The following is a 15,928-nucleotide window of genomic DNA, read 5'->3' on the forward strand; positions in this document are numbered from 1 at the left end:
TTAAGATAGCAAATGAGATTGGGAAGGATATAAGCCCAATCTCTATTTTTAAACGGTTAATTCCTAATTTTTGTTAACTCATTATTAATATATGTAGCAGATATTATTGCCTAAGTATTAACTTTTACAGAGTTAATTTATGAACAAGTATTTTTTTACTTGATTGTTCCAAAATTTGTGAAGTTTAAGGAATAAAAAATCTTGAAGATAGGAGCGTATTTCTTCATACGTGACTAGTTTCAAGTTTTCTTAATGACTAAAAATTATGTAAACCAACTGTTTTTTAGCTATTCTATGTGTTATACTTATACTGGTCATGTAAGCATAATATAAATAAAGGTCACTCTTTGAGTGGCTTTTGTTTTACATATTCAACAAGGGGGTTTTGACTTGAATATTGAATTAAATGAACTGTTTGAAAATGATTTGACACTGGATGGCGAGGGGTTGACATCTGATGAAATGGAACAAGTGCAAGAGTTGTTTAATGCTGTTCTAAATGTTGTACGTGTACAAAGAAAGTTAAAGAAATAAGACGTTCATTACATATCTGTTGCATGTTTGTTAAGCATTGTAATCTTGCTTGAATTACTAATTAGATGTGTTATATAATCACTGTAGGAACATTCTTCCTAAACATGATGAGTAATATATTAGCTAGTGTATGAAGTCGCCTATATCTTTTGCCTTTGCCCCTACTTAGATAAAATGATATAGGTGATTTTGCTTTGTAGAAAAAAGCTACTTTACATAAACATTAATGTAGTTAAGTATTAATTGTTGATTTGGAATATATTTACATTTTTTATATAATGTATAATCTAATTAGATATTATTGGAAAAGAGGGTTTGTATGAAGAATCTAAAGAAGAAAATTAGCACAAGTTCTATCGTTGGGTGTAGCATGCCGTGTATCTGCAATTGCAAACAACGTACAGATTTTTTACAAGGGAGATCATCTGTTTTGATTGACTGGTAATACATAAAAGTATTAGAAAAGACTAGCATATGCTAGTCTTGGTTGTTCTTTGGTTCACTTTTATTAATATTAGAATCCGCTACCACTGATAAGATAGTACCATGTTAAACGACCAACTTCGCCATTTGCCACAACCCCTACTCTACGTTGAAAATCTTTAACGCAAAGTTCTGTTCTAGGTCCAAAATCTGCATCAATAGTCAATCCATACCCATATTTCATTCTCAACTGATACTGTAAGCCTTTAACAGCACTGCATTGATCCCCGTACCTTAACAGGACTATTAATTTTGACCATGTATCTTTCCCAACTATACCATCCTGTTTTAATCCTTTTAATTCCTGAAATCTTTTTACTGCTGATCTTGTGGCTCCGCCAAAATCGCCATCAGGGCATAAATCAAAACCTTTGGATATTAAAAGATACTGTAAAGTTCTAACGTTAGTTCCTTTATGGCCTTGTTTAAGAAGTGGCCATGACCGCAAATGAGTCTCAGAACTTGCATATGTCGCAATACTGCTAAATGCCATTGTCATTATAACAATAAATAATAATGCTAATCTTTTGTTATTTTTTTTCATATAAAACATCTCCCTTTATTTTTTTAACTATTATATAGAGTTCTATTTTTATATTTTTAATTCCTTTATTTTTAATTTATGTAATTAATTGTATGAGAAAAGACTAGCATAAGCTTGTCTTTTATAGTGCCATTGTAGCTTTGTATTTTAAAGTATTTTTACCAATTATGTTTATTTTTAAGTCTTGAAGTGCCAATTAGGTATGTTATAATTATTCTATTAGGAAATTCCTAATATGTATGAATTATATGTTTATTATATAAATCGCCTATTCTTTTCCCTATTACCTGGATATAGGCGATTTTATTTTGTAGAGAAAAGCTACTTTACATAAACATTAATGTAGTTCAGTGTTAGTTGTCGATTTGGAATATATTTACATTCTCACCCATATAATGTATAATTTAATTAGATATTATTGGAAAGGAGGGTTTGTATGAAGAATCTAAAAAAGAAAATCAGTACAAGTTCTATCATTGCGTGTAGAAAGTATTGTGGCCCCTGCAAATGCAACAACCGTGAAAATTTAATAGAAGGGAGCGCAACTGTTTTTGTTGAAAAAAATCCGCCGTATTAAAAAGACTATCTTATGCTAGCCCTATATGCTATACTTATACTGGTTATGTAAGCTATAATATTAATAGAAGCCACTCTTTGAGTGGCTTTGTTTATTATTGACAAAGAAAGTTAAAGAAATAAGACGTTTGTTACACGCCTATTGCACGTTTATTAAGTATCGGTATCTTGCTTGAATTGCTGATTCGATGTGTTGTATAATCACTTGTAGGAACATTTTTCCTAACATGATTGATTATTGATTGTAATATGCTAGTGTAGAAGTCGCTTATATCTTTTACTTAAATTTATTATCTTCCCCGATAATTGATTTAAAAGATATAGGCGATTTTGCCATTATAGCGTATATTCTTTCTGAGGTATTCTTAATCCTTTGTTTCCCTCAATATTAGGTACTGTATTCATAAAGTACGACATTTGTAAATCCCCCCAAGTCAATTTTTACACCAAATTTATACCATTTTCACACCATTTCATACTATTTTTTATTCTATAAATGTTATTAAATTCCTTTATTTATGTACGGGGGGATATTATGTTTATGCAACATTCTTCAATTTATTTATAATGTATCATTATTAAAAGGCTAGTTGTTTTTAACTAGCCTTGTTAGTGATCTTTTACTTGTTTATCATTTTTTCTACCCTGCTTATCATTTCTTCTACTTTGTCTAGTGTTTTATTGTTAAGAGCATTCCCTCAGCACGTGTCATTGGTTCGTCATATCTTCCTTCGTTAATATCAATGCCCCTGTCGATAAGCTTCTGTCTCTGTGCTTTCCCCCAGTGTTCTTTTGGCTTGACTCTCGAACTTGAATCCTTCTTGGTGAATTTCCATGTGGACGTGCGCTCCTTTTGACTCTCCACTATTTCTAGTATGAGCAATTATCTCCCCTTGTTTAACTGTTTGTCTTTTAGTCAGTTTAGGTATCTCGACTAGGTGTGCAAACATAACTCGTGTGGTGCTGTTTATATCTCCGAGAACTAGATAGTTACCCACGCGTTTATGGCTTCCACCTCTGTTAGCCTTGCAATACACAACTTTGGCTGTAAAAGGTGCAATCAAAGGTAGAAGCTTTGTCATCACGTCTTAGGCATAGCCACACATCTACTACATTAAATATCTACTCACATTCATTGAAGTCCGTCGATAAAATAGCAGCTGAAAAAATGGAGGGATTATGTTCGGGGAATAGCCTTTTTTGTTTATCTAATTCTGTCCCCAAATCGTCCCCAAAGACTAATATATAAAACAAAATAGCAAACCGCACTATTCGTACGATTCGCTATTTCACTTACATTAGCATGGTGCACCATGAGGGACTCGAACCCCCAACCAACTGGTTCGAAGCCAGCTACTCTATCCAATTGAGCTAATGGTGCATATCTTCTTAGAAAATAAATTAAACATTACATCTCTGTCTTTAATATTATTCTGACAATAAACCATTATAACAGTTTTGCATTTATATGTCAATTTTATAAAGCTATATTACACTATTGTTGTCATGCTGATTTTATCTATATAACTTAATTTCTGCTATGTCTTACTTTACAGTTATTATATATTATAATCTTCTAGTTCTATTATATCACTTTTTATTATATCATCTATCGTAATTAATGCTACACTTGCTTTTGTCCCTCCCTTTGGTATAGACGGACTACCAGGATTTAGAAACAAAATATCATCATGGACTTCATTATAGGAAATATGAGAGTGTCCAAATAGCACTACATCTACATCAAGTTCTTTTGCTCGATAGTATAAATTGCCAAGTCCGTTTTTTACACTATATCTATGCCCATGAGTCAACAAAAACTTCTTATCTTTTAGTTTTATTACCTTCTCTTCTATTTCATCAAAATTAGCACTAAACAAATCACAGTTACCTTTTATCTTTATATTCTTTATTTTTGTAGTATTTTCTATTTTAACCATATCTTTTAAATAATCTCCTAAGTGTATCACTAAATCTATTCCGTCTAACTTTGATAATAGAGATGTCACTTTATGCGTTGCTCCGTGTGTATCACTTACTACAATGATCTTCATTAGTATTTTCCCCCAAAAGCACAGTTAACTCACCTTTTAGTTTTATTAATGCATTTGCTCTATGGCTAATTTTATTTTTGATTTCATCTCCTAATTCAGCAAATGTTTTATTATATTCATCAACAATAAAAAGTGGATCGTACCCAAACCCTGAGCTTCCTGATTTAGTATTTGCTATCCTCCCTTTACATTCACCCTCTATAGTTTTAATTATTTCTCCATTTTTAGCTATAGCTATTATCGTTTTAAATTTTGCTGATCTTTTATTGATAGGAATGTTTTCAAGTTCTTTTAGGAGCTTTTTGTTATTATCTTCGTATGTTACGTTTTCTCCTGCATATCTTGATGAAAATACTCCTGGAGCTCCATTAAGCGCATCTACAAATAGTCCTGTGTCATCTGCTACTACTAAACCTTCAACTTTCCTTGATAGCTCAACTGCTTTTTTTATTGCATTTCCTTCTAACGTACTTTTATCTTCTACTACCTCAAAATCTTTAAAGCCGACATCGTTTTTCGATACTATATCTATAGGCAGTTCTCTAAGAATTTCTTTAATCTCTTGTATTTTATGTTGATTACCACTTGAAACAACTAGTTTTATCATATTATTCTCCCCTATATGTAATTTGAGATATCTCCTAATGCTTCTTTTTGAAGCTCTATCAATTCTTTATTTCCCTTTATAGCTAATGTTAGTATTTTGTTTAGTTGCCCCATATTAAATGTGTCACCTTCTCCAGTTCCTTGTACTTCTGCAAAATCTCCGTCTCCAGTCATTACTACATTCATGTCTACATCTGCATTAGAATCTTCATGGTAGCATAAATCAAGTATTGCCTCGCCATTAACTATTCCTGCACTTATCGCAGATATATAATTCTTGATAGGTATTGTTTCTATATCTCCTTTTTCTTTCAGCTTATATAGTGCTTCTACTAAAGCAACAAATGCTCCTGTTATAGAAGCAGTTCTAGTCCCTCCATCAGCCTGTAAAACATCACAGTCTATCCAAATTGTTCTTTCTCCAAGTGCATCTAGATCAACAACTGCTCTAAGCGATCTGCCAATTAGTCTTTTTATCTCTTGTGTTCTTCCTTCTAACTTACCTTTACTTGCTTCTCTCACTTTTCTAGTTATAGTTGAACCTGGTAGCATTGAATATTCTGCTGTTATCCATCCTTTTCCTGTATTCCTTAAAAAAGGAGGCACTTTTTCCTCAAGCATTGCTGTACATATAACTTTGGTATCTCCCATCTCTATCAACACCGATCCATCTGGGTGCTTCAAATACCCTCTTGTTATTTTTGCTTTTCTTTTTTCATCAAATTTTCTTCCATCTATCCTGTTCATCAATTTCTCTCCTATCTTCTTTATTACTAATATAATAACAAATGTTTGTACTTTTTTCTAGATAACATATCTAATAATATACAAAAAAATAAAAGCGACAGCTACTGCCACTTTTATTTTACCCATTTTGTTTAATATTCATTTGCGAATACTGGAATTGCATTATCATCAACTAAATCAAGTCCTGCTTCTTCTAGTGTCTGGCCATCTATCATTATCTTAATCTCTGCAATCTCATTAAACTGTTCTAATGTCAAACCTATATTTGTTGACATAGCATCATAAGTGGCTTGATCTTTCAATAAGCTTATATCTTCAACTGATAAATCAACATATGCAATACTATTGTTAACTTCTATCCCTTGCAAAGCAACTCCACCTGGTATATCTGTGTATAATCCTGAAAATTCAGGTGGCCCATCAAACAAAGCTTGAAGTGCTGAACTTACATTAGCATTAGGTGCAAGTATCGGTATTGTTACAGGTACATAATATTCATATTCTCCATTTGTAGTACTTTTATAATATACTACAACTTTTGAAGCATGCTCACCTTCTGCAGCCATATAGTTTATATCTTCTCTTAATAGAGCCTGAGAAAGTTTTGTTCCAAATTTCATAGTATTTGATTTACCATTGATTAATATCTTTACTTTTGAAATTGATGGGAACTCTGTTAATGTGTAAACAATACCTTTAACAAGATTGTACTCATCGTCTTCAGTATCATAGTTCAATATATCATCTGTAAAATCAACATTACATACCCCTGTTTCTTTGTCTATAGACATACCTTTGATACCTACTCCTGCTGGTATTATTGGTTCTAAACCTATTGCATTAATATCCTCTCTTACTGTAGGACTATCCGTTATATTTCTTAACGCTGCCTTTGCTATTCCTTCTTCCCAAGGTATTTTTCTCATAACAGGTACTATAAAACCATTTTCATTCTTATAGTATAATACTGTGTTTCTCATGTTTTCATCAGTTGTTACTTCAAATTCATCATCACTTTTTACTACCTTGATATCTTCTTCATTGTCACTTACATCATCTGCCTTATTAATAATATTGCAACCACTTATACAAGATACCATCATAGCGATTAACAGTAAAAATATGCTTATTTTCTTAATATTCATGCTATCCCCCCTTGGAATTTACTACACTATATATAAATTATATTAAGCAACAACAAATACTATGCCTGAATTATTAATGGAACTTTGATGAATCTATATAATTCAGGCTTTGTACACTTTTTTTATAATATGCATAATCTTACTGCAATATGTCTTTTAGATGAAAAAAGAGCTATTGCATTAACAAATAAAATTTGCAGTACAACGCTCTTTTATATGAATTATTTAATTTTAAATTTTCTTGCTATTGCATCTGCTATAGTATTGACTATTTTCTTTCTATATTGGGGCGAACATACCTTATACGTATCAGATGCATTACTCAGAAATCCAAGCTCTAAAAGCGCTGCATCCATTGCTGTTTCTCTAGTTACTACTAATTCTGGTCTTCTTTCTATCCCCTTATCTTGCGCATTTAATCCAGTCAATAAGTTTCTATGCATATACTCTGCAAAAGGATATTGGTCATTTTGCTTGACTTCACTTTTGTACGATGGACAATAGAGAGTTTGTATGCCATCTATAGAACTATCATTGTTATAATTATAATGGATACTTATAAATGCATCTGCATTATTTCTATTTGCAATATACGCTCTCTCATACAGATTTATCAATACATCTGTTCTTCTAGTCATAATTACATTAAAACCCATACTTTTTAGCTTTTCTTCTAGTAACAATGCTGTTTTTAGATTTAAATCCTTTTCTTTTACACCATTGATTGGCGAAATAGCTCCTGGATCTTGTCCACCATGTCCAGCATCTACTACTATAGTATATTTATTCTTTGTATCAGTTATCTTTTTAAATTCTAACTCTATACTATTATCTGCTTTTTTAATATTGTAACTTATATTATTTTTTAATATAATATTTATGTTTTTTTGACCATCTTTATTCTTTACTACAATATTTTCAATCATAGAATCATTTAGAATAAGTACACTGTTATTTAGATTATTATCATTACTATTCATAATCAAGCTTAGTGAGTTTGTATTTGCGTTATATTCTACTATGTCATCACTAGATGTTCTGCTGTCTATTATTAATCTACCAATATCATTGTTGTTTTTGTAATTAAGTCCTTTTAATAGCTTATTATCCGCATAAAAATATATTTTATTTTGATCTTGTTCTATTATTAAATTAGTATTATTTAGATTACTATCTAAATCAAATACCGTTCTAACGATTATATCATCGCTATCATATAAATTATCTGGTTCAAACTGAGAGACTCTTACTCCTTTGAGCTTGTCTGTTTTATATTCATATTGATTTTTAGCTTTTCCTATTGATGTATCTAGCATGTCTAGGACTAGTCTATTTGGATTTCCAAGCATTAAAACATTATATAGTGGCATACTTGTACTTTCTATAATAACCGCTCTTCTATCATCTACCATTTTATTGTCAATATTTATTATAGTATTAGCTACTGGTTTTATAATAGGGGCGCTAGTTATTAACCCTTTTCTTAAATTGTTATCCCAACCAACTTTATATCCTAACTCCTCAGCAACAAATCTTAAAGGTATCATTGTTCTACTATTCATAATTTTTGCAGGAACATCATAAGGAAGTGTTTTATTTTTTCCATTGACTAATATGTATTTACTGTCAATTTTGATTACAATGTTTTTGTTTGCAGTTATTATAGTTGCTTCTTTGCTTTTATTATCCCAGTAAACTTTCGAATTGAGTTTTTCAGCAACGAATCTTATTGGAATAATAGTTCTGGATTGGTATAAGAGTGGAGGTACATCAGAGTTTAGCATTTCTCCATTTATTAACACATCAATCTTTTCTAACTTGACATTTTGCCCATCAACCTGAACTTCTTCAAAAGATTGATTATATGCAGAATAACTCATTACAGAAAAAGCAAATATCATTACTATACATAGTAAAGCTGTTATAAATATTTTTTTCATATCATCACCTATCCAATTGTTTTGTATATGGGATAATATGCTAACTTAATTACATACTTCTTTAATTACTTATAACATTTCTACTTATTACAGTCAATCAATATGCTTAGTTTGTAACGGTATCTTAACTGTTTTGCGACCATTTGTAATATTCTGATATATTTGTAATGTATTCGTTATGAATCGTATTGTATTTTACACATACAGCAATTCTTTCCATTGATCTATACTCATAATTTTATGATCTGAAACTATTGCAAGAGGTATAATATTTTCAGGCTTAATTTCATGAAATACCATTACTTCACAATCATAGCCACACTTCATGTCATGTCTCTCACTAAGATTTTGTTCGTAGCTACATGACGTACTCCAATACGACTTTGCTTTGCGTTTGCATGTTTCTATTATATAATTTTCGGATTTGCTAAAGTCTTTTACGTTTTTTAGAATAAATGGTTCATAGCATTCATTTGCTATATTTTCATTAGCTATCCAACATTTTTTAGGATCAACTTTTAAAGCTAATATGACACTATGTGAATGCCACCCTGAATGATCACTAAGCTCTAAACTTGCGAAAATTGCTTTTTTTCGTATTACCCACTCTGGTACATAATCTGTCTTACAGTTATCAATAAATTCATGAAATTTCTTGTATTTTACTTCATATGTAATTTTATCATCAAAAACTATACCTTTTGTCAATATCTTATCTAAATCATGTATTGGTGCTATATGGTAAACTATATTCTCGTATAATCTTTCTTTAAACAATTTATCACCTCTAAACTATCATTTAATCTTATTATTAACTAAGTATATTTTTTTATTATGAAACATTAAATAGAGTGACAGGGTGTCACTCTATTTAATGTTTCATAATCAGTATGCTAATTTGTGATATTAATAATGTTTCTATACTAATAAGCAATAAAAAGGACCCCAAATTTTTTGGGATCCTTTAATCTCAAATTAATGCTTTAATAAATATGCCCACTTGTATTCAGATGTACCACATGCAGGTCTTATTATACCTTTTACGTATGGTCTTTGAACTATATCTGCTACTGTATGGTATACAGGATATATAGCAAGTTCCTCTGATAATATATCTTCCGCTCTTAACATAGCATCTATTCTCTCGTCTCCTGTACCTTCTATAGCAGTTTTTATACATTCATCATATTCTTTGTTACTGAAGTATGCATCATTGTTTCCTCCATCTGTAACAAACATATCCATAAATGTCAATGCATCATTGTAGTCAGCTCCCCAACCAGCTAAACTAAATTTATAGTCTTTCTTGTTGTATTTATCAAGTCTGATTGCAAAGGAAACATTTTGAACAAATATATCTAAACCTAAGTTATCTTTCCACATTTGTTGGAATGCTTCTGTCATTAACATCCATCCACCAGTATCTCCAGCTAAGAATGTTAACTCTTCTTGTAACTCTTCTTTAGTCATACCTAACTCTGCTAAACCTTTTTCAAGATGGTCTTTTGCAGCTGCAACATCAAATGGTAGTCTCTTACTCTCTAAACATTCACCAAAAGTCTTGCCACCTTTTCCTGCAAACGTCGGAACAGTTAACCCTTTAGCTGCTAATCCAACACCATTCTTAACATTCTTAACAAATCCCTCTGCATCTAGTGCTTGAGATAAAGCTGCTCTTATATGGTAGTTTGACATGATTTTGTCTGTTAAGTTATATTGTAACCACCAAGTAGTTGCAGATGGAACTATAGCGTATTCATCAGTGCTTTTATACTTATCTATAAATTCATCAGCTACAGCTATAAAATCTAATCCGCCTGTATCATATAAGTTTGCTATAGAGTTGTTATCTCCAATCATATCTCCTTCGATACGCTCTAATTTAACTGAATCTTTATCCCAGTAATTAGGGTTCTTTTCAAGTACTATATTTTGATCATGGTTCCACTCTTTTATAATAAATGGACCACTATATACCATCTTGTCTGCATCTGCAGCATATTGGTCACCGTATTTCTCAACAGCAGCTTTTTGTGCTGGAACATACGTACCAAAAGCAGTCAACTCTAAGAAGAAAGGAGTTGGTCTAACTAGTTCAACTTCAATAGTCTTAGCATCCGGAGTCTTTATTGCAACATCTTCTCTGCTTCCTTTTTTGTCGTGATATGCCTCTCCACCTTTAATATGATATAACATATATGCATACTCTGAAGCTGTCTCTGGTGAAAGTGCTCTTAACCATGCAAATTTAAAATCTTCAGATGTTATAGGTGTTCCGTCTGACCATTTAACATCTTTTAATTTAAATGTATATTTCAGACCGTCTTCACTTATTGTCCAATCTTCTGCTAGACCAGAACCTTTTGTTATTTCACCATTTGCTCCTAGTCTTATAAGACCCTCTCTTGTAGCCTTTATAATTGAGAAAGAAGTAGTTCCAGTTACTACTTGTGGGTCTAACCCTGGAGGTTCTGTTCCATAGTTAATTCTTAATACTTGCTCTTCCGCAAGTTCTTCACCATCTTGATTTGTGTTACTTTCTTCATCATTATTATCATTATTATCCTTGTCATCTCCTGATGGTTGGTTATTTGGTTTATCAACAGGTTTGTCTTCTCCACATCCAACTAATACTACAGTAAATAACATAACAAAAACAAGCATCAAAGCCATTATTTTGCTTTTTGTCATAATAATATCCCCCTTAAAATTCATAAAATTATTTTGTTACAAATCTGCAAATCAAGTTACATTTTTGTAATAAGTATCCACCTCCTAGCGACTTTTGGTCTATTCACAAGATTGATATTTATTATTTCAGCATTTACGTATATAATACATTTAATAATACTACACCATATAAGATTATTATAGGTATTTTTTTAAATGCTGTCAAGCTAATGTTTCAATTTTTAGAATTGTTGAAAAATTTAGCTTATTCTAAAAACATGTTTATAAGGCGCTTTACCGCGTTTAGAATCTCATAATGTAACAAATTTTGCCAAAATAATGAATTCCATCAGTTCTAAGTTGCATATACAAATAGTTTTGTATCGTAACATTCATATCATTGTTACAAAAGCGTAATAATCAACACCATAAGAAGCTAGGTTTCACTAGGCTTCTTATGACATGTGTTTCTACACATACTATCCTACTTTATGACACGCCACAAAATGACCACTTTCTACTTCTTTTAGTTTTGGAGCTTCTTTTTTGCATATATCACTGCATAAGCTACATCTTGCTTGAAACTTACACCCTGGCGGTGGGTTTATTGGACTTGGTACGTCTCCATCTAACATGATTCTGTTACGTGATTTTGATTTCTCAGGGTCTGGTATCGGTACTGCTGATAATAGCGCTTTAGTATATGGATGCATCGGATTGTTATATAACTTATCACTTGTAGTAAGTTCCATCATAGAACCTAGATACATAACTGCAATCCTATCGGATATATGTTTTACCATACTCAAGTCATGCGCTATAAACAAGTATGTTAAACCAAGTTCTTTTTGTAAATCCTCTAGTAAGTTTACAACCTGAGCTTGTATTGAAACATCTAACGCTGATATAGGCTCATCACAAACTATAAATTTTGGCTCTATAGCTAGCGCTCTTGCTATACCTATACGCTGTCTTTGACCACCACTAAATTCATGAGGGAATCTACTAGCATGCTCTCTATTAAGACCAACTAACTCTAGCAATTCATATATTCTCTTTTGTCTCTCTTCACCAGTATACAGTCTGTGTATATCTATTCCTTCACCAATAATATCTGTAACGGTCATCCTAGGATTTAGACAAGCATACGGGTCTTGAAATATCATCTGTGCACTTCTTGTGAAATTTATACGTTGATCATCATTCAATTTATGAACGTTCATTCCATCAAATATTACTTCTCCACCTGTTGCCTCGTATAGCCTGATTATTGTTCTACCTGTTGTTGATTTACCACAACCTGATTCTCCAACAAGACCTAAAGTTTCTCCTTTTTTTATGTCAAAAGATAAATCATCCACTGCTTTTAGCTTTAAGCCTCTACCTACGTTAAAATATTTCTTAAGATTTCTTACCTGTATAAGTGTTTCATTATTTTCGTACTCAATCTTATTTATATCCAAACTCATTATTTCGCCCCCTTACTGAATGGATTTTCAACATCAGGTGCCATATCATGTTTTAACCAACAGCGTACACTGTGACTATCAGTCATGTTTGTATGATCTGGCATTTCCTTTTTACAAATTTGCATTGCATAATCACACCTTGCAGCAAAAGGACATCCAACTGGAGGAGCGAATAAATCTGGTGGTGTTCCATCTATTGGAACTAACCTCATCTTATCTCCTATATCTAATCTAGGAACTGATTGTAATAATCCCCATGTATAAGGATGCTGTGGGTTATAAAACACCTCGTTTGCAGTACCAGTTTCTATAATTATTCCAGCATACATAACTGCTATTCTATCAGCTATATCTGCTACAACACCCAAGTCATGTGTTATTATTATTATTGCGGTGTCCATTTTCTTTTGTAAATCTTGCATTAAATCTATTATCTGAGCTTGAATAGTAACATCCAATGCAGTAGTCGGCTCATCAGCTATTAATAACTTCGGATTACAAGCTAGTGCTATAGCTATCATTGCTCTCTGTCTCATACCACCACTAAATTCATGTGGATATTGTTTAGCTCTCTTATCTGGCTTTGGTATTCCAACTAGATGTAACATTTCAACTGCTTTCTTCCATGCTTTTGATTTTTTCATTTTTTGGTGTTTTATAAGGCCTTCTACTATTTGATCTCCTATTTTCATTGTTGGATTTAAAGACGTCATAGGATCTTGGAAAATCATACTGATGTCTCTTCCTCTTACTGACTCCATCTGTCTATCTGAAAACTTCACCAGATCTTTGCCGTTAAATACTGCACTACCTTCTTTTATACGTCCTGGAGGCATAGGGATTAATTGCATTATACTCTGAGCTGTTACCGATTTTCCACACCCAGATTCTCCAACTATAGCTAATGTTTCTCCAACATTAACATAAAAACTAACGCCTCTTACTGCTTGAACTTCTCCAGCATAAGTGTCAAAGGACACTTTTAGATTATCTACCTTTAATAATTGTTTTCCTTTACTCATATTTGTCCTCCCTCCTTATTTCCTCAACCTTGGATCTAACGCATCTCTTAATCCATCACCAAAAAGATTAAAAGCTAGCATTGTTATGCAGATTAAAAGTGCTGGGAAAAATAATTGATAAGGGAAAACAAGTAACATTTTTGTTCCTGCATTAGCAAGTGATCCCCAACTTGTATTTGGTGGCTGTATACCAAGTCCTAAATAACTAAGCATAGCTTCAGTAAAAATAGCTCCAGGTACTTGGAATGTAAGACTGATTATTATTGGCCCCATTGCATTCGGTATTAGATGCCTTAATATAACTCTAATCGAGCTAGCCCCTAAAGTTTTTGAAGCCATTACAAATTCCATTTGTTTAATTTGGAGTACCTGCCCTCTAACTAAACGAGCCATTCCTCCCCAACCCGTTGCTGATATTGTGATTATTATAGTTTTTAAACCCGGTTTTAAAACTAACAGTAAAAGTATCATCCATAGCATTGATGGTATTGAGTATATTACCTCTACTATACGCATCATGATTATATCTACATATCCTCCTAGATATCCAGCTATACCTCCATATAGTATTCCAATTGTTACGTTAATCGCTGTTGCAACAACAGCTATAAACAATGAAACTCTTGCACCTCTCCAACATCTTACCCATAAATCTCTACCCAAATTATCAGTTCCAAAGAAGTGACTAGAGGACGAAAACTCGTTTTTGTGGGCAAAATCTTGATGATCATAGGTATGTTCTGATAACATCGGTGCAAATATTGTAAATAGAATGACCACGCTAAGTATTACCAAAGCTAACATTGCCATCTTATTTGCTTTTAATCTTCTTCTTGCATCTTGCCAGTATGTCATACTTGGTCTAACTATCTTGTCAGCCTTTTCTATATCTTTTCCTATTACTTTAAACATGTCTTTTTCCAGTTTAACATTTTCCATTCCTTTATCCCTCCTTTAGTCCAGTTTTATACGTGGGTCTATCAACCCATATAATATATCTATAACAAGCATCATGAATACCAGTATTGCTGCATAGAAAATAGTTGTACCCATAATAACTGTGTAGTCATTCTGTTTTATTGCCATTATCAAATATTTACCCATACCAGGTACTGCAAATACTTTTTCAACGATAAATGAACCTACAAGTATACCCGCTAAATAAACTCCAACCATTGTGATTATTGGTAATATCGCATTTCTTATTGCATGCTTTGTTATAACTACAAATTTTGATAATCCTTTAGCTTTTGCAGTCTTAATGTAATCTTGTCCTAGTACATCCAACATACTAGTTCTCATCATCCTAGCTATACTTGCTATATACCTTGAACCTAATGCAAGTACTGGTAATACATAGTGCATCTTTGTTCCCCATCTGGCAACCGGAAATAATCTAATCTTTACTGCAAAGAAATATTGGAACAATGCCGAATAAACAAAGTTTGGAACGGATACTCCTACTATGGCTATTAGTATTACAAAAAAGTCAAAAAATCTCCCCCGATTTATACCTGCTATAATACCAAAGGTTATTCCTACTAATAAACCTAATGACAATGCAAGCACTCCAAGCCTAGAAGAATTTTTAAAACCATCTAGCAACATCTCGTTAACCGTTCTTGTCTTATACTTTAGTGAATGCCCTAAATCTCCTTTTAATAAGTTTTTTAAATAAATTCCATACTGCTGAATTAGCGGCTTGTCCAGTCCATACTTTTGTTTCATTAGTTTTAGTATTTCTGGATCAATTTTCTTTTCGCTTGTGAAAGGATCACCTGGAATTGAATTCATTAAGATAAAGGTAATCGTTATTATTACCCAAAGAGTTAGAATTGCAATTGAAGTTCTTTTAATAATATACCTTAACATAACATATAACACCCCTCCATTTTTATAAAGTTTGAAAAATTAAAAAATTTCTGAATATTTCGTACGTTAAAAAAAGCTAAATTTTGATGTGTCAATCAGATAAATAGACAGCCATATGTCTAAACCTTGTAATTGATTGTAAGTTTCAAATTTTCTGAAAACAAACAACAGACACTCCTTTTAACTATGCGTCGAAATAAATTTGATTAGTGCATCCTTATTTAAGGATACTGTAAATTTGAAGATTTTACAATAGAATTTTCTTT

General features: G+C 32.1%; 16 protein-coding genes and 1 tRNA gene. 3 read left to right on the plus strand and 14 right to left on the minus strand.

The features are described from left to right. Nucleotides 1–390: 390 nt before the first annotated feature. Both P3X86_RS18525 and P3X86_RS18530 read left to right on the plus strand, forming a co-directional pair. Nucleotides 391–534, plus strand: a complete 144-nt coding sequence (locus P3X86_RS18525) for a hypothetical protein (RefSeq protein WP_483294218.1) — start codon at nt 391–393, stop codon at nt 532–534. A 319-nt stretch (nt 535–853) separates the two neighbouring features. Beyond that, the gene (locus tag P3X86_RS18530) at nt 854–979 is read left to right on the plus strand and encodes a hypothetical protein (RefSeq protein WP_483294219.1); all 126 of its coding nucleotides are present in this window, start codon (nt 854–856) and stop codon (nt 977–979) included. A 69-nt stretch (nt 980–1,048) separates the two neighbouring features. On the opposite strand, the gene P3X86_RS18535 is transcribed toward P3X86_RS18530, so the two are convergent. Continuing rightward, nucleotides 1,049–1,561, minus strand: a complete 513-nt coding sequence (locus P3X86_RS18535; RefSeq protein ID WP_483294220.1) for a peptidoglycan-binding domain-containing protein — start codon at nt 1,559–1,561, stop codon at nt 1,049–1,051. A gap of 436 nt (nt 1,562–1,997) precedes the next feature. Between P3X86_RS18535 and P3X86_RS18540 the strand changes: the two genes are divergently transcribed. Next, a complete protein-coding gene (locus tag P3X86_RS18540) occupies nt 1,998–2,138 on the plus strand; it encodes a hypothetical protein (RefSeq protein WP_483294221.1) in 141 nt (46 codons plus the stop codon). 739 nt (nt 2,139–2,877) lie between these two features. Here the strand turns inward: P3X86_RS18540 and P3X86_RS18545 are convergent. From P3X86_RS18545 to P3X86_RS18605, 13 genes are all read right to left on the minus strand, one after another. After that, on the minus strand, nt 2,878–3,219 hold the full coding sequence (locus P3X86_RS18545; protein WP_483294254.1) for a M23 family metallopeptidase: 342 nt from the start codon (nt 3,217–3,219) through the stop codon (nt 2,878–2,880). A 222-nt stretch (nt 3,220–3,441) separates the two neighbouring features. After that, nucleotides 3,442–3,518, minus strand: a tRNA-Arg gene (locus tag P3X86_RS18550). A gap of 178 nt (nt 3,519–3,696) precedes the next feature. Then, on the minus strand, nt 3,697–4,191 hold the full coding sequence (locus tag P3X86_RS18555; RefSeq protein WP_483294222.1) for a metallophosphoesterase: 495 nt from the start codon (nt 4,189–4,191) through the stop codon (nt 3,697–3,699). Next, the gene (gene rdgB, locus P3X86_RS18560; protein WP_483294223.1) at nt 4,169–4,798 is read right to left on the minus strand and encodes an RdgB/HAM1 family non-canonical purine NTP pyrophosphatase; all 630 of its coding nucleotides are present in this window, start codon (nt 4,796–4,798) and stop codon (nt 4,169–4,171) included. Before rdgB ends, P3X86_RS18555 begins: the two co-directional genes overlap by 23 nt. An 11-nt stretch (nt 4,799–4,809) precedes the next feature. Then, nucleotides 4,810–5,544, minus strand: a complete 735-nt coding sequence (rph, locus tag P3X86_RS18565) for a ribonuclease PH (protein ID WP_483294224.1) — start codon at nt 5,542–5,544, stop codon at nt 4,810–4,812. Nucleotides 5,545–5,675: 131 nt separating this feature from the next. Then, nucleotides 5,676–6,689 carry a GerMN domain-containing protein gene (locus tag P3X86_RS18570; protein ID WP_483294225.1) on the minus strand — a complete coding sequence of 338 codons (1,014 nt, stop codon included), beginning with the start codon at nt 6,687–6,689 and terminating at the stop codon, nt 5,676–5,678. A gap of 221 nt (nt 6,690–6,910) precedes the next feature. Then, entirely contained in the window at nt 6,911–8,629 is a 1,719-nt protein-coding gene (locus P3X86_RS18575) for an N-acetylmuramoyl-L-alanine amidase family protein (RefSeq protein ID WP_483294226.1), read from the minus strand. A gap of 195 nt (nt 8,630–8,824) precedes the next feature. Next, the gene (locus tag P3X86_RS18580; protein WP_483294227.1) at nt 8,825–9,406 is read right to left on the minus strand and encodes a hypothetical protein; all 582 of its coding nucleotides are present in this window, start codon (nt 9,404–9,406) and stop codon (nt 8,825–8,827) included. Between the two features lie 198 nt (nt 9,407–9,604). Next, entirely contained in the window at nt 9,605–11,320 is a 1,716-nt protein-coding gene (locus P3X86_RS18585; protein ID WP_483294228.1) for a peptide ABC transporter substrate-binding protein, read from the minus strand. Between the two features lie 458 nt (nt 11,321–11,778). Beyond that, nucleotides 11,779–12,768, minus strand: a complete 990-nt coding sequence (locus P3X86_RS18590) for an ABC transporter ATP-binding protein (protein ID WP_483294229.1) — start codon at nt 12,766–12,768, stop codon at nt 11,779–11,781. Continuing rightward, nucleotides 12,768–13,790 carry an ABC transporter ATP-binding protein gene (locus tag P3X86_RS18595; RefSeq protein WP_483294230.1) on the minus strand — a complete coding sequence of 341 codons (1,023 nt, stop codon included), beginning with the start codon at nt 13,788–13,790 and terminating at the stop codon, nt 12,768–12,770. The genes P3X86_RS18590 and P3X86_RS18595 overlap by 1 nt, the downstream gene beginning before the upstream one ends. A 15-nt stretch (nt 13,791–13,805) precedes the next feature. Further along, on the minus strand, nt 13,806–14,729 hold the full coding sequence (locus P3X86_RS18600; RefSeq protein ID WP_483294231.1) for an ABC transporter permease: 924 nt from the start codon (nt 14,727–14,729) through the stop codon (nt 13,806–13,808). A gap of 15 nt (nt 14,730–14,744) precedes the next feature. Beyond that, a complete protein-coding gene (locus P3X86_RS18605) occupies nt 14,745–15,662 on the minus strand; it encodes an ABC transporter permease (protein ID WP_483294232.1) in 918 nt (305 codons plus the stop codon). Nucleotides 15,663–15,928: the final 266 nt, after the last annotated feature.

It is taken from the genome of Abyssisolibacter sp. ZYX002 (assembly GCF_056892235.1).